The organism is Porticoccus litoralis (assembly GCF_030676955.1).
GTDB lineage: Bacteria > Pseudomonadota > Gammaproteobacteria > Pseudomonadales > Porticoccaceae > Porticoccus > Porticoccus litoralis.
The window spans coordinates 543,641-564,546 of sequence record NZ_JAUUUU010000001.1 but is presented as its reverse complement, the minus strand read 5'-3'; the positions used below and the strand labels follow the sequence as shown (position 1 = coordinate 564,546).

At 50.5% G+C, this 20,906-nt stretch carries 16 protein-coding genes and 1 tRNA gene; 5 read left to right on the top strand and 12 right to left on the bottom strand.

All coding sequences use genetic code 11. The features are described from left to right. Nucleotides 1-92: 92 nt before the first annotated feature. The gene (locus Q8A57_RS02845; protein WP_305169408.1) at nt 93-2,015 is read right to left on the bottom strand and encodes a sigma-54-dependent Fis family transcriptional regulator; all 1,923 of its coding nucleotides are present in this window, start codon (nt 2,013-2,015) and stop codon (nt 93-95) included. A 629-nt stretch (nt 2,016-2,644) separates the two neighbouring features. Here Q8A57_RS02845 and Q8A57_RS02840 point away from each other — a divergent pair. The 4 genes from Q8A57_RS02840 to Q8A57_RS02825 all read left to right on the top strand — a co-directional run bounded on the left by Q8A57_RS02840 (nt 2,645) and on the right by Q8A57_RS02825 (nt 9,605). Beyond that, nucleotides 2,645-4,372, top strand: coding sequence for a DUF1302 family protein (locus Q8A57_RS02840; RefSeq protein ID WP_305169407.1), 1,728 nt, complete (start codon nt 2,645-2,647; stop codon nt 4,370-4,372). A gap of 104 nt (nt 4,373-4,476) precedes the next feature. Then, nucleotides 4,477-5,949, top strand: coding sequence for a DUF1329 domain-containing protein (locus tag Q8A57_RS02835; protein WP_305169406.1), 1,473 nt, complete (start codon nt 4,477-4,479; stop codon nt 5,947-5,949). Between the two features lie 159 nt (nt 5,950-6,108). Next, nucleotides 6,109-7,185: a WD40/YVTN/BNR-like repeat-containing protein gene (locus tag Q8A57_RS02830; protein WP_305169405.1), complete on the top strand. Its 1,077-nt coding sequence runs from the start codon at nt 6,109-6,111 to the stop codon at nt 7,183-7,185. Nucleotides 7,186-7,262: 77 nt separating this feature from the next. Further along, nucleotides 7,263-9,605 (top strand): efflux RND transporter permease subunit, encoded by a 2,343-nt coding sequence (locus Q8A57_RS02825; RefSeq protein ID WP_305169404.1) that lies wholly within the window; start codon nt 7,263-7,265, stop codon nt 9,603-9,605. 148 nt (nt 9,606-9,753) lie between these two features. On the opposite strand, the gene pgi is transcribed toward Q8A57_RS02825, so the two are convergent. After that, the gene (gene pgi / locus Q8A57_RS02820) at nt 9,754-11,352 is read right to left on the bottom strand and encodes a glucose-6-phosphate isomerase (protein WP_305169403.1); all 1,599 of its coding nucleotides are present in this window, start codon (nt 11,350-11,352) and stop codon (nt 9,754-9,756) included. A gap of 69 nt (nt 11,353-11,421) precedes the next feature. Further along, a complete protein-coding gene (gene gap, locus Q8A57_RS02815; RefSeq protein WP_305169401.1) occupies nt 11,422-12,432 on the bottom strand; it encodes a type I glyceraldehyde-3-phosphate dehydrogenase in 1,011 nt (336 codons plus the stop codon). Nucleotides 12,433-12,624: 192 nt separating this feature from the next. On the opposite strand from gap, the gene Q8A57_RS02810 reads away from it, so the two are divergent. Beyond that, a tRNA-Arg gene (locus Q8A57_RS02810) sits at nt 12,625-12,701 on the top strand. Nucleotides 12,702-12,950: 249 nt separating this feature from the next. Here Q8A57_RS02810 and Q8A57_RS02805 read toward each other — a convergent pair. The 9 genes from Q8A57_RS02805 to Q8A57_RS02765 form a co-directional block, all read right to left on the bottom strand. Beyond that, a complete protein-coding gene (locus tag Q8A57_RS02805) occupies nt 12,951-13,850 on the bottom strand; it encodes a F0F1 ATP synthase subunit gamma (RefSeq protein ID WP_305169400.1) in 900 nt (299 codons plus the stop codon). Continuing rightward, nucleotides 13,850-15,343: a F0F1 ATP synthase subunit alpha gene (locus Q8A57_RS02800; RefSeq protein WP_305169399.1), complete on the bottom strand. Its 1,494-nt coding sequence runs from the start codon at nt 15,341-15,343 to the stop codon at nt 13,850-13,852. Before Q8A57_RS02800 ends, Q8A57_RS02805 begins: the two co-directional genes overlap by 1 nt. A 44-nt stretch (nt 15,344-15,387) precedes the next feature. Beyond that, complete coding sequence (locus Q8A57_RS02795; RefSeq protein WP_305169398.1) at nt 15,388-16,155, bottom strand: F0F1 ATP synthase subunit delta; 768 nt, start codon at nt 16,153-16,155, stop codon at nt 15,388-15,390. Nucleotides 16,156-16,203: 48 nt separating this feature from the next. Further along, nucleotides 16,204-16,470 (bottom strand): ATP synthase F0 subunit C, encoded by a 267-nt coding sequence (atpE, locus tag Q8A57_RS02790; protein ID WP_305169397.1) that lies wholly within the window; start codon nt 16,468-16,470, stop codon nt 16,204-16,206. Further along, complete coding sequence (locus tag Q8A57_RS02785) at nt 16,463-17,161, bottom strand: F0F1 ATP synthase subunit A (RefSeq protein ID WP_305169396.1); 699 nt, start codon at nt 17,159-17,161, stop codon at nt 16,463-16,465. The genes atpE and Q8A57_RS02785 overlap by 8 nt, the downstream gene beginning before the upstream one ends. A gap of 4 nt (nt 17,162-17,165) precedes the next feature. Next, nucleotides 17,166-17,435, bottom strand: a complete 270-nt coding sequence (locus tag Q8A57_RS02780; RefSeq protein ID WP_305169395.1) for an AtpZ/AtpI family protein — start codon at nt 17,433-17,435, stop codon at nt 17,166-17,168. After that, nucleotides 17,419-17,844 (bottom strand): F0F1 ATP synthase subunit epsilon, encoded by a 426-nt coding sequence (locus tag Q8A57_RS02775; protein WP_305169394.1) that lies wholly within the window; start codon nt 17,842-17,844, stop codon nt 17,419-17,421. Before Q8A57_RS02775 ends, Q8A57_RS02780 begins: the two co-directional genes overlap by 17 nt. Then, entirely contained in the window at nt 17,841-19,241 is a 1,401-nt protein-coding gene (gene atpD / locus Q8A57_RS02770; RefSeq protein WP_305169393.1) for a F0F1 ATP synthase subunit beta, read from the bottom strand. The genes Q8A57_RS02775 and atpD overlap by 4 nt, the downstream gene beginning before the upstream one ends. 62 nt (nt 19,242-19,303) lie before the next feature. Further along, entirely contained in the window at nt 19,304-20,755 is a 1,452-nt protein-coding gene (locus tag Q8A57_RS02765; RefSeq protein ID WP_305169392.1) for a dicarboxylate/amino acid:cation symporter, read from the bottom strand. Nucleotides 20,756-20,906: the final 151 nt, after the last annotated feature.

Here is a 20,906-nt window from a genome sequence, read left to right as displayed (position 1 = left end):
GTCGGCAGCAGGTATGTAGGTAAACACTTGAAGCTACAAAAAACCCCCTCGAATTAGGGGGTTTTGCTTAAGGCCAACTGCTAGAGAGCTTGTTACGGTTTCTTGATCCCGTATTTTTTCATCTTTTGATATAGGGTGCTTTTGGCAATGCCGAGGTGCTTTGCAGCTTGCGTCATATTGCCACTCGATTGCTTGACCGCAGCCTCAATGGTGTTTTTCTCAACCACGTCAAGATTGCCTTGGGGTATGCTGGCTGGGCCAGCGGCAAACTCTGAATGAATGCTGACTTCTCCTGGGCGATAGCCATCCGGCAAGTCATCGATGGTGAGCGTCTCGCTCTGGGACATAAAACACATACACTCAACGACATTCACCAGTTCGCGAATGTTGCCTGGCCATTCCCTGGTTTTGAGGGCATTTAGCAGGGCGGGAGAAAAACGTTTAGCGGTAATTTGGTCTGGGTTCTCTTTGTTTAAGCGGTCCAGCACCGACTGGGCGATGCCTTCAATGTCCTCTTTTCTGCCAGATAGCGGGTCAAGGCTGATGGTCACCGTAGAGAGGCGGAAATAGAGGTCCTTGCGAAACAGTCCCTCATTTACAGCAGCCTTAAGATCTCGGTTTGTGGCGGCAATAAGTCGGAAGTCAACGGGAATGGGTTTGACATCCCCGACTCGGTAGATTTTTTTCTCTTGCAGGACGCGAAGAAAAACAGGTTGTATTTCCAAGGGCATTTCACCTATCTCATCAAGAAATAGAGTGCCCCCATTAGCAGCCTCTATTTTGCCGATCAGGCCGCCCTTTTTCGCCCCCGTAAATGCGCCCTCTACATGACCGAATAGTTCGCTGTTTAGAATGTCTTTGGAGAAGGAGCTGCAGTTCAGGTCAATAAATGGCCCTTCCGAATAATGGCTACTGTCGTGAATGGCTTTGGCAAACACTTCTTTGCCAACTCCGGTATCTCCGAGTATCAAAACAGGTAAAGGTGTTGATGCTGCTTTGCGGGCCTTATTAGCGCTCGATTTGAACGAGGGGCTTTCGCCGTAAATTTCTTGGAATGGGTCAAAATCAGGTTTTAGCGATGGGCTTGTTTCCTGAATGATTTGCGGTTTTCCCGAATGGATGCGACCAGCAGGCACCAGCAGTTGAAAGCCGATGATCTCGCCTTTGTGGCGAATGGGTTCGACCCAGTCTTCTGAGACCCATTCGCCGCGGTCGTGGGGGTAAACAATGCTTTCTCCACCGAATCTTTCCATGGATAAGCGGCGTTTGGAGTAAGGGTCATAGTCGATACCCAGGGCATCAAGAGCTTCGCTGGAGTTTGACGAAAAGTTAACGAGCCTGCCGTGCTTGTCGAGTAACAGTTTGCCGGTATTCCTGAAACGACCAAAATTGCTGTTACTGTGCTCGAGGATGGAGCTCCATTGTTCGGAGGTCCTCCGGGCCAAGCCGGACTGAATCTGGCTGACCCAAGCAACTACAAGGGGAACGTGAAATTTGTCATACATGCTGCACAGTCCGGAGAGATCTATGACACCCATCATCTGGTTGTCATAAGGATCTGCGATAACGGCAGCAGTACAGGTCCAAGGCTTAAATCCCTGGCAGTAGTGTTCTTCACCATGCACTTGTGTGGGGCGCCGGGTCGCCATTGCGGTGCCTACAGCATTTGAACCGGCAACCACCTCATTCCAGCCGCTGCCTTCTACTAACCCAATGTGATTAGCATCATCCAGGGTTCGAGGGTCGCCAACGATTTGCAGGTTGAGGCCTTGGTAATCGGTCAAAAAAAGGATAGTTTCCAGATCCTGAAGAAAGGCACTTGCCTGGGCAATAACCGGTTGTGCGCATTCCAACAGTTCGGAGTTTTTTTGGCGGCAGTCGTACAGGTTGTTTTCTGTGGCTAGCAAAGGGGCAGCTTTTTGTTCGGGATTGACACCTTGTGAAAGGCAGCGCTGCCAGGAGCTGGCGATAACGTCTCTAATGGGAAGGTCGTCAGACTGTCCGCCAGTGCACAAGAATTTCTCCCAGGCATGATCTATACCCCTCTGGGAAGTGAGATCGCTTCCTGAGAGTTGACTTGTCTTTTTAGGATCTGAGCCCCTCAACGTTTAATGCCCCCTGGCTGAGTGCCTATATATAAAGAATTGCTTTTGAGTATGGGCTTGCATTTATTGTAGTTGTAGTGCGGACAGTTCACCGGTTACTTCTTAAATTTGCCAGCTGCTTCAAAAGCTTTGATGCGATCATAGCATGTGCGCAACGGGGGGAACAATCAGCTGGCTTTTAACGAAAATAACGCCGTCAGCTCCAAGTCTATAGCCCTTTGGTGGTAGGCATGATGAGCCTTTGGGGCCATTTTAGACGTAATTAGGGGTTGCTATGTGTTTTCTTTAATCATACGATTTGCAGCCGAAGCCGTACGATAATAAAACGGTTTTTGAGGTATCCCCTTTGGTGAGAGGCACTTTACAAGCATTAAATACATCAGTTTCTAGGCAAAAACGCCCGGTTTTAAGTCGATGGCGTAGTGCTTGCGTAGTAAATCTGTAGTTGCTGTTGGGGTAGAAGCTGTTTATATTGCGCATTGCTGTGCGCAATATGCGGCGGTTATAAAAAATATCCAACGATAAGTGGGAGAAGAAGAATGGTGAGAAAAGACAACACCAGCATTATGAAAGTTGGTGGCTTTCTGTTGGGGTTCGGGGGGCTTTTGGCCGCCAGTACCCCAGCGTTAGCTGTAGACCTTAACTATGGTGATGGCCCGAATTTCGATATCAAGTACAGCGGTTATGCCCGTGCGACAGTCGGTGTTCTGCTTGAAGATCACGATGAGACTGCAGCCGATGACAAATGGCGCATGAACCAGGCTCGCGCCACGTTGAACTTGGACTTTGATATCAAGACCGGTCCCCTCAACTGGAAAGTAATTACCCGTTTCGAACACGAGCATCAGACAGATTATCTGGATGATCTCGAGGACCGTATTAACGAAACATCAAGTACCTTTGGTGGTAGCTTCTACAGTAACTACGGTAAAGGTGGTCGCAAAGGCGATTTCATGGAGCAATATGAAACCACTGATGAAGTGATGGATATGCTGCGTGAAATCTACTTTGACTGGGCAGTAACCGATCGCTTGTTTGTGCGTATTGGTCGCCAACAGCTGGTATGGGGTGAGTCCGACTTCTTCCAGGCGATGGATGTGGTGCACGGTTACGATTACCGCGGTCGCCTCTTCTACGAGAACAACGAAGAATGGCGTAAACCGCTTTTCCTGTTCAACTTCAACCTCGATCTCTATGAGTGGGGTGGAAGCCTGAACTGGTTTATTCGTCCTGGTAAGTGGGATCGCAACGAGGATATGGGTAGTAACTATAACGCGGAAGGTGGTCGCTGGATTCCACACCCCTATCGCGGTGCAGACTTCTCTCAGTTCAGCGGTATCTATGATACAGATCACAAAGCAGGCGACTGGGATAAGACCACCTACGGTATCCGCTGGAATGGTACCTGGGGTTCTATGGGTTACTCTCTGTCGTACATGAAGGCATTTGTAACCGATATTCCTGTGATGAACCCGAACCCAGGCATGAGTGGCAATCCAGGCTTTACCATGCAAGGCGTTACCGTTAACTCTTATGCTGAAGACCCGAAAAAAGGCAAGCTTCTGGGTGACTGGATCTTCCCTGAAATCGATATCTTCGGTCTTAGTATGAACTACTTCAGCATGAAGCTGGACTCCACGTTGAGTGCGGAAGTGGCCTATATCCCCAACCGTCCCTACAACTACGGTGCGCTTCAATCTGACCTGCCCGGTTGGGAAGGTGTGGTTGAAAAGGACATCATGAAAATCATGTTGCGTATCGACAAAGAGTTTAAGTGGATGGATGTGCTTGGCACTCACCGCCCCTCGCTGTCCAGTGTGCAGTTGTTTGATACTTGGATCATGAACTACGACGACGACGATGAAATCGTTGAATTCGCATCCTTTGGCTCCAAGAAGAAAGAACACACTGTATACCTGACTTTCTTCACTCTGTTGAACTACACCCGTGACACCATTAACCCATCTTTCGTGATCGGTACTGACCTGTCCAACGGTGGTGGTTTTGCTATCCCGGCTGTAGAGTTTGTCTGGGGCGATGACTGGCGTCTGAAGGTCGAAGCTGATCTGTGGTGGAACGACGGTGACAAGAAGAAAGTATGTGGTACACCAGATACATCAGGTGCATCTGCCGCTTCAGCCGGTATGGCAGGATGTTCGCAGGGCTTTGGTGCTGGCTGGCTTGGTAAGCGCGAGAACAGTGCTGCTCTGATGGACTGGTTCGCCGACGACAACCAGATCGTTGTCAAGCTGACTCGTCAGTTCTAAGTAGAAAAGATAAAAAAGTATATTTGCGAAACTATTTCACAGAATAAAAGTCGCAAATAAGACTCATTTTATAAACTGGGAGTATAACTATGTATAAGAAGTTATTGACTACGTCAGTAGTTTCAATGGGGCTGTTTGTAGCCGCTCCATTGACCGCTACTGCTGCAGGCGACAAGGCAGAGGTCGATGCGCGTATCTACGCAACCGACCGTGACGCTGGTTACGTCCAGCCGACTGCCTGGGGTGAGAAACCGAATCCCTTGTACTACGGCGATCCACCCAAGGCTGGTCGTTGGGATGGCACTCCGCAGCCAAGCGAAACACTGCCTGCAGGTGTGACTGAAGCTCAGGTGATGAAGGCCGGCACTGTCATCAGTGCTGAGAACTTCGATAAAGTCAAAGACATGTATTTCGAAGGAAAACGTGTTGGCGACATGATCACCGAAAACACTGAGTGGATGATCCGTGAGAAAAACCTGAAGATTAATACTCGTCATTCAGAGTTTATCGAAATGGATCCGAAGTACATGCAAGCCACTATCGATGGCAAGGACAAAGTAACCTTTGATCCAGCCACTCGTGAAGTTGGTAACTGGACTGCAGGTATGTTCTTCGATCCGCAGGACATTCTGAAAACGTTTGATGAAAAAACTCAAACAAGCTCTGATCCACACGCTGGTGACAAGCTGATCTGGAACCTGCGTTCACCGACTTACGGTGCAACCATGGATCTGCGTCATATCTCTTGGGTATTCCTTGATGCCCACGAAGGTATTGAGCGTATTCAGCGTTGGTGGGCACGTCGCTACTATATGGAAGGCCGTCTCGACGGTGGTCCTGTTTCAGAAGGTGATGGCACTATCATGCAGAAGACCGTTCTTGTGGCGATCTATCCGCAGGATATTAAAGGTATTGGTATCTTCTCTACTCGATACAATGACCCTAGTGCAAAAACCCCTGATGACGTATTTGCCTACCTGAAGTCTGTACGTCGTGCACGTCGTCTGTCTGGTAACGCCTGGATGGATCCCATCGGCGGTACTGTACAGCTGTATGATGACTGGGATATTTGGGATGCGGTACCGACCAAGTACAAAGACGTAACCCTGAAAGGTAAGCGTTGGATGTTTGCTATCGCTCACGCCCCTCTGATGACTGTAGACCTGCGCTACAAAAACACCAGAGAGGAATTCCCGGCTGTAGATATGGATAACGCTCCACACTTCTTCCCTGCGCCTCAGGTTCAGTGGGAGCCGCGTGAAGTTTGGCACATCGAAGGTACGCCTCCTGATGAGCACCCCTACAGCAAGAAAGTCGTTTATATGGAAGTTGACTACCCACGTCCTTATCAGGGTGAGGCCTACGACAAAAACGGTAAGTTCTGGAAAACCTTTATCTTCCAAAACCGTGCCGATATTGGTGATGACGGATACAAAGCCATCATGCCTGTTGTTGGTCACACCATTGACTGGAAAGCTGAGTTCTCCACCACTTGGTCTTCAAACATGAAAGCCAACCCAGAAGGTGTAGAAGAGCAAGACGTTTCTCTGAAAACGTTGATCGCTCTGGCTCGGTAATTTGATAAATACGCTTCGGGGCATGGTTGCCAATCAGACGAAAGTCTGTTTGGTAGCCATGTTTCCGGGTGTAGTTACAAAAATTAACGATTAAAGAAAATATGGCGTTTTAGTAGTAAGGATGGCTGTTATAGCCATTTATGATTCTTTGGGGGTTTTATGAACGTTGCTGGACAAAACCTTGCTGAAAATAATATGTCTGCATCAGAAGACAACGTTGAAAAAACAGCAGGTCAGAAAATAATAGCGCTTATCCTTTCCATCATGCCCTGGGCAATTGTTGCCGCTCTTCTCTATGCAGGACTCTTTATTAAGCCGACTCCCGAGATAGGAGAGGTTATTCCACATGCGATTGACCGCAGAGACATCATTCTTGGTGTTGCTCATGTGGAAGGTGATGTCTTTTTAGCAGCTGGTAACTACGGAAAAATACTAATAACTAAAGATTCCGGGCATAACTGGTCTGTTCAAGACTCAACCATGGATACACATTTCCAGGACATCACAGTATGGGATGATAAACATGCTGTAGCTGTCGGAAATTTTGGTCGTGTTGTGGTGACTGCCGATGGCGGTGAAACCTGGAAAGAGGTTGAGGCGCCCAAATCAGACATTTCAAATAAACTGATTCGCGTGCACTCCTACCCCAATGGTGAAGCCTTGGCCGTAGGTGAAATGGGTATGATTATCCGTAGTGATGATTACGGTAATACCTGGAAGCGTCTGCGTGAAGAAGAAGATATCTTTTTTAATGACGTAGTTCGTGTTGACGACCAGACAATCGTTATAGCGGCTGAATTTGGTCAAATTTTCCGCTCACAGGATAACGGTGAAACCTGGGAAACTATCTACACGGATAGCGCTAACAGTTTTACCTCTGTCGATTTTAGAAGCCCCGAAGCCGGTGTGGCCGTTGGCCTTGCAGGCTCTATTGTAGCCACTGTTGATGGTGGTACTACTTGGACCTTCTATGACACCCCTGTTACTGGCATGTCAGAGCACTTGATGGATGTTGCCTGGTCAGAAAATATGAATGAGTGGATTGGTATTGGCAACAAAGGCAAATGGATCACCTTTTCTCCTACGTTGACAGATTTTGATACTCGCAACCTGTCGCTGAAAGATTTCACCTCTCATGCTGAGTTGGCACTCCATGATGATGGTTTCCTGGCGGTGGGTGAGACTGAAGGGTACATGGATCTTAAAACTAAGACCTGGTCCCTGCTTCATGATTAATCTGTTAAAAAACAGATACTAATAACCAATTAGAAATTGCGTCCACCCATTAAGTTGGGTGGTTGGTGGAGGATAGAATGTTAGAGAAATTTGCACTTGGCTGTATCAAGTTCAGAAAGCTCGTTCTGGCAGTTGTTCTGGGCCTGACTTGCATATTCGCCTATTTCGCTCAGAGCATTGAAGTCAAGACTGTCTTTGACGATTTGATGCCGACTAGTCACCCCTATATTCAAGTACATAATGAATATAAGGAAACCTTTGGTGGTACCAACATTATCACCTTCATGATTCAGGCCGAGGAAGGCGATATATTCCAGATGCCTGTATTGACCAAGATTCGTGAACTGACTCAAGGTCTTTATAAAATTGATGCAATTAACGAATTCCAGATTTACTCCATTGCGGGTAAAAAACTAAAGGAAGTACGTGCATCAACCGAAGGTATTGAGAGTTTCCCTTATATGTGGCCGGATCTTCCGGAGACACAGGCTGATATCGACTACCTGAAGGAAGCTATCCTGCGTAGTCCGCTGGTTTATGGCCCCTATGTTTCTCAAGACCTGACAGCCACACTGGTAACCGTAGATTTCTTCGACAACCTGCTGGATTACAACCTGGCTTATGAACAAGCCTATGATCTGGTAGAGCGCCTTGATGATGACAGTGTCAATATCAGCCTGGTAGGTAATCCAATCCTGTATGGATGGGTAAACCATTATCTGCCGGAAACCATGCAGCTTATTATGATTGCTGCACTGATCTTCCTGGTATTGCTCTTCGTGATCAACAGAACCTGGCGTGGAACGCTGCTGCCAATGCTGGCAGGTGCCATCAGTGCGATCTGGGCTCTGGGTGTAGCGCATCTCTGTGGCATTCACTTTGACCCACTGGTTGTTGTTGTGGCGATGTTGATCACTGCGCGTGCGGTTTCGCACTCGGTACAGATGATTACTCGTTTCCATGAAGAAATTGACAAGATGACCGAAGGTGAAGACCTGTGCTCAACTGAAGCGGCACGTCTCACACTGAAAGATCTCCTTCGTCCTGGTCTGTTGGGTATTGGTACAGATGCGGGTTGTGTGACCGTTGTGGCAATCAGCCCTATCCCCCTGCTGCAAAAACTGGTGGTTCTTGCCGTGGTATGGGTCGGTACAGTTGCCGTCAGCTCCATTATTGTGACGCCAGTGCTTCTGTCCTGGGTAAGAAAACCAAAATCCTATGCTCACCCGATTAACCTTGATCTGCACGTGATTCGTCCTTTCCTGAATCTCTGCGTGAAAATCGTAGAAACCCGTGCGCGTTATGTCGTTGTGTTGATCGGTCTGGCTCTCTTTATTGTCTGTGGTTTCTCTGCAGTTCACCTGAAAGTAGGTGATGCAAACCCCGGCTCACCAATTCTGTGGCCAGAAGCCCGCTATAACGAAGACTCTGCCGCTATCAACCGTGAGTTCCCTGGTGCAGACCGTATGTTCGTGGTATTCGGTAATGAAACCATGGATCAGGAAGGTTTGATCAAAAATGTGGACACTCTGGACAGCATGCTGAGATTCCAGCGTTACATGGAAGCTCAGGAAGAAATCGGTGGCAGTCTGTCACTGGCTGATATTCTTCCTTCTGTTAACCAGACTCTGCGTGAAGGTAACTTCCGTTATGTAGAACTGGGTGAGACCACTACCAACAATGCAGAATTGATCTATATGTTTGAACGTGCAGCTGAGCCAGGTGACTTGACTCGTTTCACTGACGTAAAACAAACCAACGCTTCTGTAACACTGTTCTTCACAGACCGTCAGGGTGTAACCATCCAGACAGCGGTTGCGCGGATTAAAGATTTCACTTCCAGAATGAAAGTTGAAGGCCTCAACATTCACCTGGCTGGCGGTATCATTGGTGTAATTGCTGCGGTAAACGAAGTGATTCTGTCTGGTCAGATTCAGTCAATCGCTTTGGCTCTGTTCATCCTGGTGATGATGTGTATTGTTGTATACCGTTCGAGTATTGCCGGTATGTTCTTTATGGTGCCGGTGGTCCTGTCTAACCTGGTAACTTTTGCCTTCATGTCCTGGCAGAACATCGGTATGAACATCAATACTGTGCCTGTGGCAGCATTGGGTATTGGTTTAGGTGTGGATTACGCTCTTTACATCTGTGACCGTATTCAGTGTGAGTACAAAGCGGGTAAATCCCACCTAGAAGCAATTTCGATCTCACTGCACTGTGCTGGTCGGGGTGTGTTGGTAACAGCACTTGTACTGACAGCTAGTGTTTGTGTATGGCTGTTCTCCTCCCTGCGGTTCCAGGCAGAGATGGGTATGCTGATCGGCTTGTGGCTGGCAGTGTCTGCACTGAGTGCACTGTTCCTCATGCCTGCACTTGCTTACATCTTCAAACCCAGATTCCTGTTTGGTGAAAATGCCTGAGTTTGGGAAAGCAGTCGATAAAAAAACAGGACCTTCGGGTCCTGTTTTTTTTGGCCGGAAACTAATCAAACAGACACACAGTCGATAAGTATTGAGCACATTTTGCTTATTTTAGATCTGCTGGTGAATAGGCTTTTGGTAAGCCCTATCAGCGAGTCTTATCTTTGATGAACTGTGATAGAAAGTTAGTTGATGGGTCCATATGTGTTGTATCGTTCTGATCGCTCAATAAGCCACTTGTCATCTCCTTGCCCAGCTCAACGCCCCATTGATCAAAAGAATTAATATTCCAGATACTGCCCTGAACAAATACTTTATGTTCGTAAAGCGCGATAAGTTGGCCAAAGATATTTGGTGTCAATTCATCAAGAAGTAGCACATTTGAGGGGCGATTTCCGGGATAAAAGCGGGAGGGTGGCAGGCTATGGTCTTGCTTTCCTTTCATGAGCGCGGCTGATTGAGCAAGCATATTGTTCAAAAGTACATCATGAGGCTCGCGCTCGCTAAGGGGGTCGTTCGCTGTGCCGATAAAGTCTACTGGAACCAGATGAGTACCCTGATGGAGTAGTTGGAAAAAAGCGTGTTGACCGTTGGTGCCCGTTTGACCCCAAATAATCGGGCCTGTTTCGTAGGTAACGCTTTCGCCATTGCAGCGGACGGATTTGCCGTTACTCTCCATATCCAGTTGTTGCAGGTAGGCTGGGAGCAATTGGAGCCGTTGGCAGTACGGGATCACGGCGAGGCTTGGGGCTTTAAGAAAATTGTTATACCAAATACCCAGTAGTGCCATGATGACAGGCATGTTCTGACCCCAGGGCTCTTTCAGGAAATGGCGGTCCATATCTCTAGCCCCAGCGAGAATAGCCTCAAAGGTGTCATTGCCAAGAGCAATAGCAATGGTTAGCCCGATACTCGACCAGAGTGAATACCTCCCCCCAATAGATTCGTCAAAAGTAAGAATGTGCTCGGCGGCTATACCAAATTGTTCTGCGTTGTCAGGGTTGGTGGTAATGCCAATGAAATGGTTGGTTGATTGCGGTGAAGTTAGCCCCAATCGATCTTTAAACCATTTAATGGTCGCTTTTGCATTGATCAGCGTCTCCTGCGTGGTAAACGTTTTGCTGGCGACTATCACCAGTGTTTGTTCTGGGTCGAGTGTCTTCAAAAGCGACAGAATTTCTGCACCGTCAACATTGGAAATAAAATAAAAATCGAGCTGTGGATGAGCGTAGCCCTTAAGTGCCTGGCAGCATAACTCCGGACCTAGCCCTGAACCACCTATACCAATGTGTATAACCGATTGAATGCTTTTTCCCGTAGACCCCAGCCATTCGCCATTGCGGATTCGCTCACTGATATCTTGTATCTTAACGTGGGCATTCTGATTTTCAGCGATGACTTTTTTAACGGCTTCTGACGTTTCGTATGCCGGGGTACCCCTGAGCAGGGGGTGGCATACGGACCTGCCCTCGGTGACATTGATTTTTTCGCCTGCAAACAGAGCTGAGCGATGGTCTTTTAGTTGTGATTGATCAGCCAGAGAAATCAGTTGCTGCCATATGGATGGATTAACCAGGTTCTTGGAATAATCCAGCAGCAACCCATCATGTTGAACTTGCATTCTCTGGGCTCGATCAGGGTCTTGCTTAAACAAATCCGTGATTGATATATCGTTTGCCGAAGCAGCCAGCTGCACGAGATTTTGCCAGGCAGGTAATGTGGTCGGCGAACTATCGAGCTCAATCATTTGTTTTACAGTTTCCTTGTTCTGATGGCAGTATTGGCTGTCGTTTTAATCCAATCAGGCGGTATCAGGCTACATCGTTGTGTTGAATAACGTATTACAGGTGTCCAGCATACGGTTAGAGAAGCCCCATTCGTTGTCATACCAGGCGAGTACCTTCACAAGATTGCCTTGCACACGTGTATGTGTGCCGTCAAAAATACTCGAATAACTGGAGTGATTAAAATCTACAGAAACCAAAGGTTCTTCCGTATAGGCAAGGATTGGTTTGAGAGTACCTAGGGCGGCACTTCGCATCACCTCGTTCACCTCGGTAGTGGTAGTTTCCCGTTTTGCCGTAAAGGTCAGGTCGACCAATGACACATTGGCGGTCGGCACGCGTACAGCAATCCCGTCAAGCTTTCCTGCCAGCTCAGGTAATACCAGGCCGATGGCTTTGGCTGCACCGGTTTGCGTCGGGATCATCGAGAGCGTGGCAGAGCGAGCACGGTAAACGTCCGGGTGATAAACATCTACAAGGTGTTGATCATTTGTATAGGCGTGAATTGTGCTCATAAAGCCACTTTCGATACCAATGGCTTCGTTGAGGGGTTTAACCACTGGAGCCAGGCAGTTTGTGGTGCAGGAAGCGTTGGAGATGATCTGGTGTTCTGATGTCAGAATGTGGTCATTGATACCATAAACCACAGTGGCATCCACGCCTTTGCCTGGTGCGGAGATCAGAACTTTTTTGGCTCCAGCTTGTAAATGTGCTGCCGCTTTTTCTCGCTCTGTAAACAGACCGGTACATTCAAATACGATATCGACGTTTAATGATTTCCATGGCAATTTTGCCGGGTCTTTCTCCGATAGAACCTTAATGTGATCATCTCCGACAATAATGGTGTCTTTGTCGTGGCTAACGGGAAGAAAAAAGCGTCCATGCACACTGTCATATTGGGTCAGATGGGTGTTGATCACCACATCACCTTGATCATTAATGGCCACAATCTCCATCTGTGCCTTAAGCTCAGGACGCTCATAAAAAGCCCTGAGAATATTTCTGCCAATGCGGCCGTAGCCATTGATAGCGATACGAATCATGTTGTACCTCTTATCTTGCTCACTGCGGTAAATATTACAGTCAGTGCATACTTTAATTTGAGCATAACGGGATCAAGAAGTCCCGGTTGGATAGCATAAATTCCTTTGTAACAAAAAGACCGTAAATCGCCTGCGAAATGGGGTTTTTGGCTTGACTACAAGGGCCCACTTCAATATATTACGCGGCCTCACGCGCTCGTAGCTCAGCTGGATAGAGTACCTGGCTACGAACCAGGCGGTCGGAGGTTCGAATCCTCCCGAGCGCGCCATAAACAAAAAGGCCACCCAAATGGGTGGCCTTTTTGTTTATGGTGTATTCGCCAGAGATCGAACCGATAGAGGTTCGACAACTTCCGCCAGGAAGTTGGACCTAGCAACCGCAGGTTGCGCCGCCCCGCAGGGGGCAAAACGGCATCAAGCCGTTTTGAGTCAATCCTCATAGTCCCGGTTTTCAGAACAGCGATCATGGGCAATGCCACCTTTGCAGTGGTCTTTTTTGGTGGATTCTTCGGCCTTAGTCAATCACGGTGATATGATCCCGGCTGTCGATGCTCCCAGCCATCCTGGCTGCGTTTCGCTGGGTCAAATGCGTTGTCTGCACTCAGCAGGATGACTTCTATTTCTTCCGTGATTTCTTCTTGCCGTAACACGTTGCCGGTTCTTATCAATCGGGTTGACTCTTCCTGTAAATGTTTAACAGCGCCCTCCAGGTGATCAACACGTTGATGGTTCTCTGACATAAGCGAGGTAAAGAGCACTTCGTGCAGCGCGGCAAAGAGGTATTGCTCTGTCAGCTGTAACAACAGGTTGGCTGGTTCGAGGTTCAGACGGGGAGGGTGACTGTGCAACTTGTCCGGAGTCGACGATGTTAGAGTCATAAAGGGAGGCAGCAGTTGTTGTTCCACAAGATGATCTTTTGACTGGTGATACAGACAAATCAGTGACAGGGGGCCTTGCTCTAATTGGAGCTGGCTTAATATGTCGATCAAACGGTTAAGCAGTTGCGGGACTTCTTCGGCCACCCCGGCACCATCCAGTGCCAACAAAACGCGGGGGTCATCTTCCAGCAAGGTACAGAGTTTATGGCCCACAGCAATAATGCTGGCCGTTCGGGATTCAGTTTGGGTTGAGACGACACGATCCAGCAAGGCGTGATTAAAGTCCCCGCAAAAGCCCCTCTCCGAACCTAGCAGTAGGTAAACAGGCGTCATATGTTCGCTATGGGGCAGTATTTGGGGATAAGCGTCGAGAAGATCCTCTGCCGCTGTTTCAATACTTCTTACCACCCGTTGCTGGGCCTCGAGAAAACGCCCCAGCTTGTGAGTTTCCATGTAAGCCAGGGTTTTCATGGAGTTCATGATATCGCTAATTTCCGCCAGACTCTGGCGGTGCTTTTCAAGGCTGCGGCGCCGGCTCATCAGACAACGTCCACAGGTGTGTTGTTTAACCAACCGGAGATAGCGTTAAGCCAGGAATCTTTTGGGCTGTTCAGGTTGAGATCGCTGGCACGTACCTGCTCAAAGATGTGTTGCAGGTGCGTGGCCACCTGTTCAATGTCAATGTCATCCAATAAATGGTTGTTGAAGGCAACCAGCCACGCCATTTGGCAGGTGGCTGGAAGTGGTGACAGTTGATCCTGTTTGAGAATCTGACGCAGCAGTTTTCCGCGACGAATGGCGGTTTCCATGGAGGCCTCAAGGCGAGCTCCAAAACGAGTGAACACTTCCAGTTCCTGGAATTGCAGGTAGTCCAGTTTCATCCGCCCGGCCTCTTCCTTGATGCTGGGGTGCTGAGCCTGTCCGCCAATTCGCGACACAGACAGGGCAATATCAATCGCGGGTCGAAATCCGCTGGCAAACAGGCTGCGATCAAGATAAACCTGGCCATCAGTGATGGAAATCAGGTTGGTGGGAATATAGGCAGCGATTTCTCCCAACTTGGTCTCGACAATGGGTAGCGCCGTCATACTGCCACCACCATGGGCCGCATTGAGGCAAGTCGCCCGTTCCAGCAACCGAGCGTGTACAGAAAAAATATCGCCGGGGTAGGCTTCGCGCCCAGGCGGACGGCGCAACAGTAGTGACAGTTCTCGATAAGTTCTCGCGTGGGTGGAGAGGTCGTCATAAACCACCAGAACATCCCGCCCCTGCTGCATCCAGTATTCGGCAATGGCGCAGCCTGCGAAGGGGGCTAGCTGCTGAAGTCCTGGCAGGCCGCTGGCTTCAGCCGCCACGATCGTGGTGTATGACAGAGCACCAAATTCTTTAAGCGTATCAATGGTGTTGACGACGGTGGAGCGTTTCTGGCCGATCAACACATAGACGCAGTAAATATCCTGATCCTTCTGGTTGATCACCGTATCAATAGCTACTGCACTGCGACCCAGCCCCTCATCGCCAATCAGCAATTGTCGCTGACCCCGGCCAATGGGCACCATGGTGTCGATGATTTTTATGCCGCTATACAGGGGACGGTGAACAAAATCCCGGGCAATGATGGGCGGAGATTTGGCTTCAAGGGGTTGCCAGCGCGAATGAGCCGGTGGTTCTCCCCCGTCGAGTGGATTGCCGAGTGGGTCGACGACTCTGCCCAGCAACCCGTCCCCTACAGGAATGCTTAACGTTCGCCCGCTTCTCTGCACTGTTGTGCCGGACGTGAGTGCATCCGTCTCACTCAACAGCACAGCACCGATCATGTCTTCATTAAGATCGAACACCATGCCGCGGCTGCCATCGGCAAATATCAGCACATCATCCATGGCTGCGGAGGGTAGACCGGCAATCCAGGCAATGCCATCACCCACAGAAACCACGGCTCCCTGCTCATGAATGCGCAGGCTGGGCTGGTAGGTTTCCAACCATTTGGCCTGCTGTTGCAGGGGGCGATTTTCTGTTGAGGGTTTATTGCTCATGGCTGTTGTTGCTCGCTCAAGGCTGTGATTCCCGCTCAAGGCTTCTATTCCCGCTCAAGGCTGTTTTTATCGCTCAAGGCTGTTAATTCTGCAAAACCCCTCAGTTCGTCGCGAAGGTTGGCTGCCAGTATCCAGGCACCCATGGCGATGTGCAGGCCCGCCAGCAACTCGGGCTCTTCTTTAAATACCAGCTCGGCCTGCCAACCATTCTGGTTAATGACCTGTTGAAGAAGTTGGCGCTGTTCTTGCGGGAGGGGGTAGGCGCTCTGAACTATAACCTGGCTGGGGCTGGCCCCATTGTGTGAGTGAAGGGCTTTCAGTTGGTCCGTGGTCAGTTGTCCCAGTTCGGCAATAACCAGATTTACAAGGTGCGCTTCTACTTCAGGCCCTGCGGCTTGTTTAAGCAGCCGCCCGGCAAACTGGGCACCATGTGCCATGGCAGTCGCCTCCACCTTGCGCTGTTGATCTCCAAGTCGCTGGGTATCTGCCACCCGAATTTTTTCCCGTTCCAGAGCAAGTGTCGATTTCAGCTCTTCCAGTTTTTTATTGCGGACAGCTTCCAGCTCCCGTTTCAGCGTATCGCGCGCCTGCTGACGTTCCTGCTCCCAATGATCCAGCCGGGCTTCGTATTGTTGTTGCATGGTCTCGGCTTCGCTACGCAATGTCTGGGCATCATCAAGTACTTTGTCGACACCTTCCTGTCGCTTGGCAATGATGTTCAGCACTGGCTTGTATAGGAAGTGCTTGAGAATCCAAAGCAACACCAGAAAATTGATGATTTCCAGCAGAAAGGTCGACCAGTTCAATTCCACGAACAGTATCCTTCTCGAATCACGAGTTGCATGACGTTGCAATCAGCCCTACTGAGTCAGGTATTCCAGCAGCGGGTTTCGGAACAGGATGATCAGTACAATGACCAGCACGTAAATAGCCAGGGATTCAATCATTGCTAGCCCGATAAACAGGGTACGCATGATAGAGCGTTCAGCCTCCGGTTGACGGGACAAGGCATCCAGCGCACGGCTGATGGCCCAGCCCATAGCAATGGCGGGCATCATGACGCCCAGTGAGACACCGAAGACGGCGGCCACAGTCGAGGCTAAGGTAAAAGTGGATAGGTCAGGCATTGTTATCTCCTTGCCGTGCTTGTCGGGATTGTTGGGACTGGATTCCGCCAGCGACATAAATCAGCGCCAGCATGCCAAAGATATAGGCCTGAACCAGCGCCTCGATAATGTGCAACATAAGAATAGGGACCGGGGCCAGAAATCCGGCCACCAGTAAAATCAGCAGTGCTGCCATTTCCAGGCTCATGATATTGCCGAACAGCCGCACGGCGAGGGCCACGGTGCGGGTAACCTCACTGATCAGGTGGAATGGCAACAGGATCGGGCTCGGGGAAAGATAGTGTTTCAGGTAGGGCTTCAGCCCCTGGATACGAATGCCGTACCAGTGCGTGGAAAGAAAAACCAGGATGGCCAGGGCAGCGGTTGCGGACAGGTCTCGGGTAGGGGAGTGAACACCGGGTATTAGCCCACACAGGTTAGCGATTACCAGAAAAATCCAAAGGCTGGCGATCAGGGGCATAATCTGCCGCGCATGCTGGGGTGCCGCAGCAGACACAGCGCTTTCAATGGCAACTACCATACCCTCAATCGCAGATTGCAGCGGACCGGGTGTGATGCTCAGCCGTCGTGATACCAGCCAGGCACATAACCACAGAATTGCCATGATGACCCAGGTAGTAACCACCGTGCTGGTGATAGCCAGCGGCCCAAGGTGGAATAGTGGGTGAATCATGATATCCGGGTTTTCCACTTTTTTACTCCCGAATAAAGAGGTAAACGTTAATGGCACCAATCATGACGCCCACCAGGATCAGGCTGACGGTCCAGCGGCTTGAGTATTCACTGGCCAGGCTATCGAGCCACTGGCCGAGATAAGCGCCGGCCACGACCGGCAGCACCAGAAGGAGGCCGAGGGTGCCGATGTAGACGGTCTGACCGAGCAGTGTAGGTCGTTCTCGTTCGGCCTTCTTCATACGCCGAACCTGGCGTTCCACCTGCTTTCTCAGCTCATCTGATTGCGTCATGGCTCAGGTTTCCATTTTTGGCGCTCAATTCCCAGAGACGCTTCAGCACTTCCTCTTCCATGCGGTGCAGGCTGGACTTCATAGCATGCAGCTGTTCTTCTTCCGCCAGCAATTGTTGCTGAAGGGCCTGGCTGATGCGGTTGTAATCGTTGTCCAGCAGATAATGACGGGTACTGAGGGTCAGCACGTTGTCCTGAAAATAGAGAATGCCACCAGGTACAGCCAGGTATTGCCAATCCCCGTCACCAACCCGAAAGCGTGCCAGACCAATAACCAGAGCGGTGATCAAACGGTCATGACCGGCAAGAATGCCAAAGCTGCCGCTGCTGTCTTCACCAACAAAAGATGTGACACCATCAATTTGCTGGTTGTGGGTAGCATCCTGAAGAACCAGGCTGAACTGCTTCATTGTTTGACCCCCGCCATGGTGCCCCGCATATAGCAGCGCTCCTCCGGCATGTCATCGTAATCTCCTCGCAGGAATGCCTCGCAGTCGGCGATGGTCTGCTCCAGGGGTACGGATACCCCGGGAATTCCTGAGTGGCTTGCAGTACTCCAGAACGGCTGGGTGAGGTAGCGTTGTAACTTTCTCGCTCTCATGACAATCTTGCGATCCTTCGACGATAGCTCCTCAACCCCGAGCATGGCGATAATATCCTCCAGTTCATGGTAACGGGCCAAGTGTTCCCTGACGGCTTCGGCGACGATGTAGTGTTGGTCGCCCAGGGTATGCCGGTCCATCAACCGGCTGCCTGATTGTAGTGGGTCCACGGCTGGGTAGATCCCCTTGCCCGCTTGGGCGCGGGAGAGAATGACCGTGGTGTCCAGATGGCTGAGGATGGCGCTCACAGCGGGGTCAGTCATGTCATCTGCGGGCACGTAGACCGCCTGTACGGAGGTGATGGCACCGGCTTGGGTGGACAGAATGCGGTCCTGCATCTCTGCAACTTCCGTCGTGAGTGTCGGCTGGTAGCCTACTGTGGCGGGCATGCGCCCCAGCAGGCTGGAAACTTCGCTACCGGCCTGAACAAATCGAAAGATATTGTCCATCACAAACAATACTTCCTTCTGCAAGCTGTCGCGCAGGTATTCCGCATAAGTGAGCGCTGATAGCCCTATGCGAAATCGTACGCCCGGGGATTCGTCCATCTGGCCAAACACCATCAGAGTCTGAGGCAAAACGCCGGCCTTTTCGATCTCATGCCACAGTTCATGGCCTTCCCGGATGCGCTCTCCGACGCCTGCAAAGACCGAAACACCTTGATGCAGAGTGGCCACAGAGTGCATGAATTCCATAATCAACACGGTTTTACCCACGCCGGCACCGCCAAACAGCCCGGTTTTTCCCCCTTTGACAAAGGGGCAGAGCAGGTCGATGACCTTAATGCCTGTTTGCAGAACTTCACCCACGCCAACAGCTTCGCTGAGGGGTGCGGGTTTGCTGTGGACATTGCGGTATTGCCTGGGTGTCAGTGGTGGCTTGTCATCGAGAGGTTCGCCAAAGATGTTCAATAACCGGCCCAGACATTCCGGCGCCACTGGCACATGAAGTGGCGCTCCGGTATCAAACACCGTCATGCCGCGGTACAGGCCACTACTGCGGTGTAGAGTGATGGCGCGGAGGTGGTGCTCATCCAGGTGCTGGTGTACTTCAAACAGAAAGGTTTCGCCGTTGATGTGGGCGCAGAGGGCTTGGTGTAGCGGTGGCAGGGTATCGCAGGCGATAACTGCCACCGGCCCGTGGACTTCCACGATTGATCCAATGGGGGTGAGCCCTTGCTCGCGACAACCTGCTGGTTCTGTCATGTAAAAAGTATATGCCTAATCAAATCTGTGAACAGGATTTTCCTTACCCTGTGCCCATTCTTTTAGCGAGACTCCCCAATTCCATTGCTGGTCAGCACATCCTCACCAGTCTGCTGTCGAATCTGTTCACGCTGTTGCTCCGCCAGTTGTTCTTCGTGGTGGCTGAGGCTACTGCCCACCCAGGTATCCATCAGTTTGGCGGTAACCAGGTCGCCACTGACATTGATAGCAGTACGGCTCATGTCGAGTATGCGGTCTACGCCCATAATCAGGGCAATGCCTGATGCCGGAATGCCCACTGTATTCAGAACCATGGCAAGGATGACGATACCCACACCGGGTGTAGCGGGAGAGCCGATGGACGCACCCACTGCCGTAATCACAATTAGGGCCATGCCACCGAGGCCAACCTCAATACCGTATACCTGCGCCAGAAACATAGCCGCCACACCTTGGTACAGCGCTGTGCCGTTCATATTGATGGTTGCCCCTAAGGGAATGACAAATTGTGAGACAGAGGGGCGTACCCCAAGTTTTTCTTCTGCTGTTTTGATGGATAGGGGCATCACTGCGGCGGAGCTGGAGGTGGAAAAGGCCAGCAGCAGGACTTCCTTTACCGAGCTCAGAAAGGTCCGCGGGCTTATATGCGCTGTCAGAGCTATTATCAGCAGATAAACGCAGAACATGGCTAACAGGCCCAAAAGAACTGTGCCCACGTAAACCGCCATGCCCAACAGGGCTTCGAGGCCCAGTTTGGCAGTGAGTTGAACGAGCAGGCCAAACACGGCAAAGGGTGCCAGCAGCATGGCCCAGCGCACGACGGTCATACAGACCTCCTGCAGGGAGCCCATCAGATCCAGCAGAGGTTTTGCCTGAACGGGTGTCATCATCACCAGCGCGACACCGATGACCATGGCAAAGATCACCACTTGCAACATATTGCTTTCCACCATCGAACTCAGTGGATTCGATGGAAGCAGGGTCACAATTTTGCGGGGCAGATCGTCAAACACGGCGACAGTCGTCGGGGTTGTATCGATTGCCGGTGCAGCGCTCAGGGTCGCTTGCAGTGCCTGGCTGTCCACGTACTGGCCGGGCTGAATCAGGTTGGCCAGGGACAACCCAACCACAATGGCCAGTGCGGTGGTGAAAATAAAGAACAGCACCACGCGCAGACCAATTTTTTTCAGTTGCTCCAAGTCCTCGGTCGCCGCCAGCCCACGGATAATGGAAGCGAAAACCAGGGGTATCACCATCATCTGAATCAGTGCCAGGAAGAGTCTGCCGGGCAGCGCCAGCCAGTCACTGGCGGTGGCAGCCGTGCTTGGATTGACCCAACCTACGCTGGGACCTATCAGGATACCCACCAGAATGCCCAATACCATGCCTACCAAAACCTGTAGCCACAGGCGTCCGTGCACCAGCCCCTGGAGGGAATCACTGAGGTGTTTCAACGATCGTGGGTGTAACACCCCGATGGTAGTTTTTAATGTGGAATTATTCAGTATCGCCAACGCAATGTTCTCCCTGCTTGGGGAATGTTGAGGGGTCTACCTATCTAACCCTGTTAAGGCTAGCCGATGATATGACCTGAATCAGGTAACACCTGTCGAACGGTTTTCTCTCCAATGACTCTATTTTCTATAATCAAAACAGATATTGATA

Bases quoted from the DNA above. Each gene is read 5' to 3' on its own strand.
- Q8A57_RS02830 (WP_305169405.1), top strand. From the start codon at position 6,109: ATGAACGTTGCTGGACAAAACCTTGCTGAAAATAATATGTCTGCATCA.
- Q8A57_RS02840 (WP_305169407.1), top strand. From the start codon at position 2,645: ATGGTGAGAAAAGACAACACCAGCATTATGAAAGTTGGTGGCTTTCTG.
- Q8A57_RS02805 (WP_305169400.1), bottom strand. From the start codon at position 13,850: ATGAGCCGGCGCCGCAGCCTTGAAAAGCACCGCCAGAGTCTGGCGGAA.
- Q8A57_RS02825 (WP_305169404.1), top strand. From the start codon at position 7,263: ATGTTAGAGAAATTTGCACTTGGCTGTATCAAGTTCAGAAAGCTCGTT.
- Q8A57_RS02780 (WP_305169395.1), bottom strand. From the start codon at position 17,435: ATGACGCAATCAGATGAGCTGAGAAAGCAGGTGGAACGCCAGGTTCGG.
- Q8A57_RS02800 (WP_305169399.1), bottom strand. From the start codon at position 15,343: ATGAGCAATAAACCCTCAACAGAAAATCGCCCCCTGCAACAGCAGGCC.
- Q8A57_RS02775 (WP_305169394.1), bottom strand. From the start codon at position 17,844: ATGAAGCAGTTCAGCCTGGTTCTTCAGGATGCTACCCACAACCAGCAA.
- atpD (WP_305169393.1), bottom strand. From the start codon at position 19,241: ATGACAGAACCAGCAGGTTGTCGCGAGCAAGGGCTCACCCCCATTGGA.
- atpE (WP_305169397.1), bottom strand. From the start codon at position 16,470: ATGCCTGACCTATCCACTTTTACCTTAGCCTCGACTGTGGCCGCCGTC.
- pgi (WP_305169403.1), bottom strand. From the start codon at position 11,352: ATGATTGAGCTCGATAGTTCGCCGACCACATTACCTGCCTGGCAAAAT.
- gap (WP_305169401.1), bottom strand. From the start codon at position 12,432: ATGATTCGTATCGCTATCAATGGCTACGGCCGCATTGGCAGAAATATT.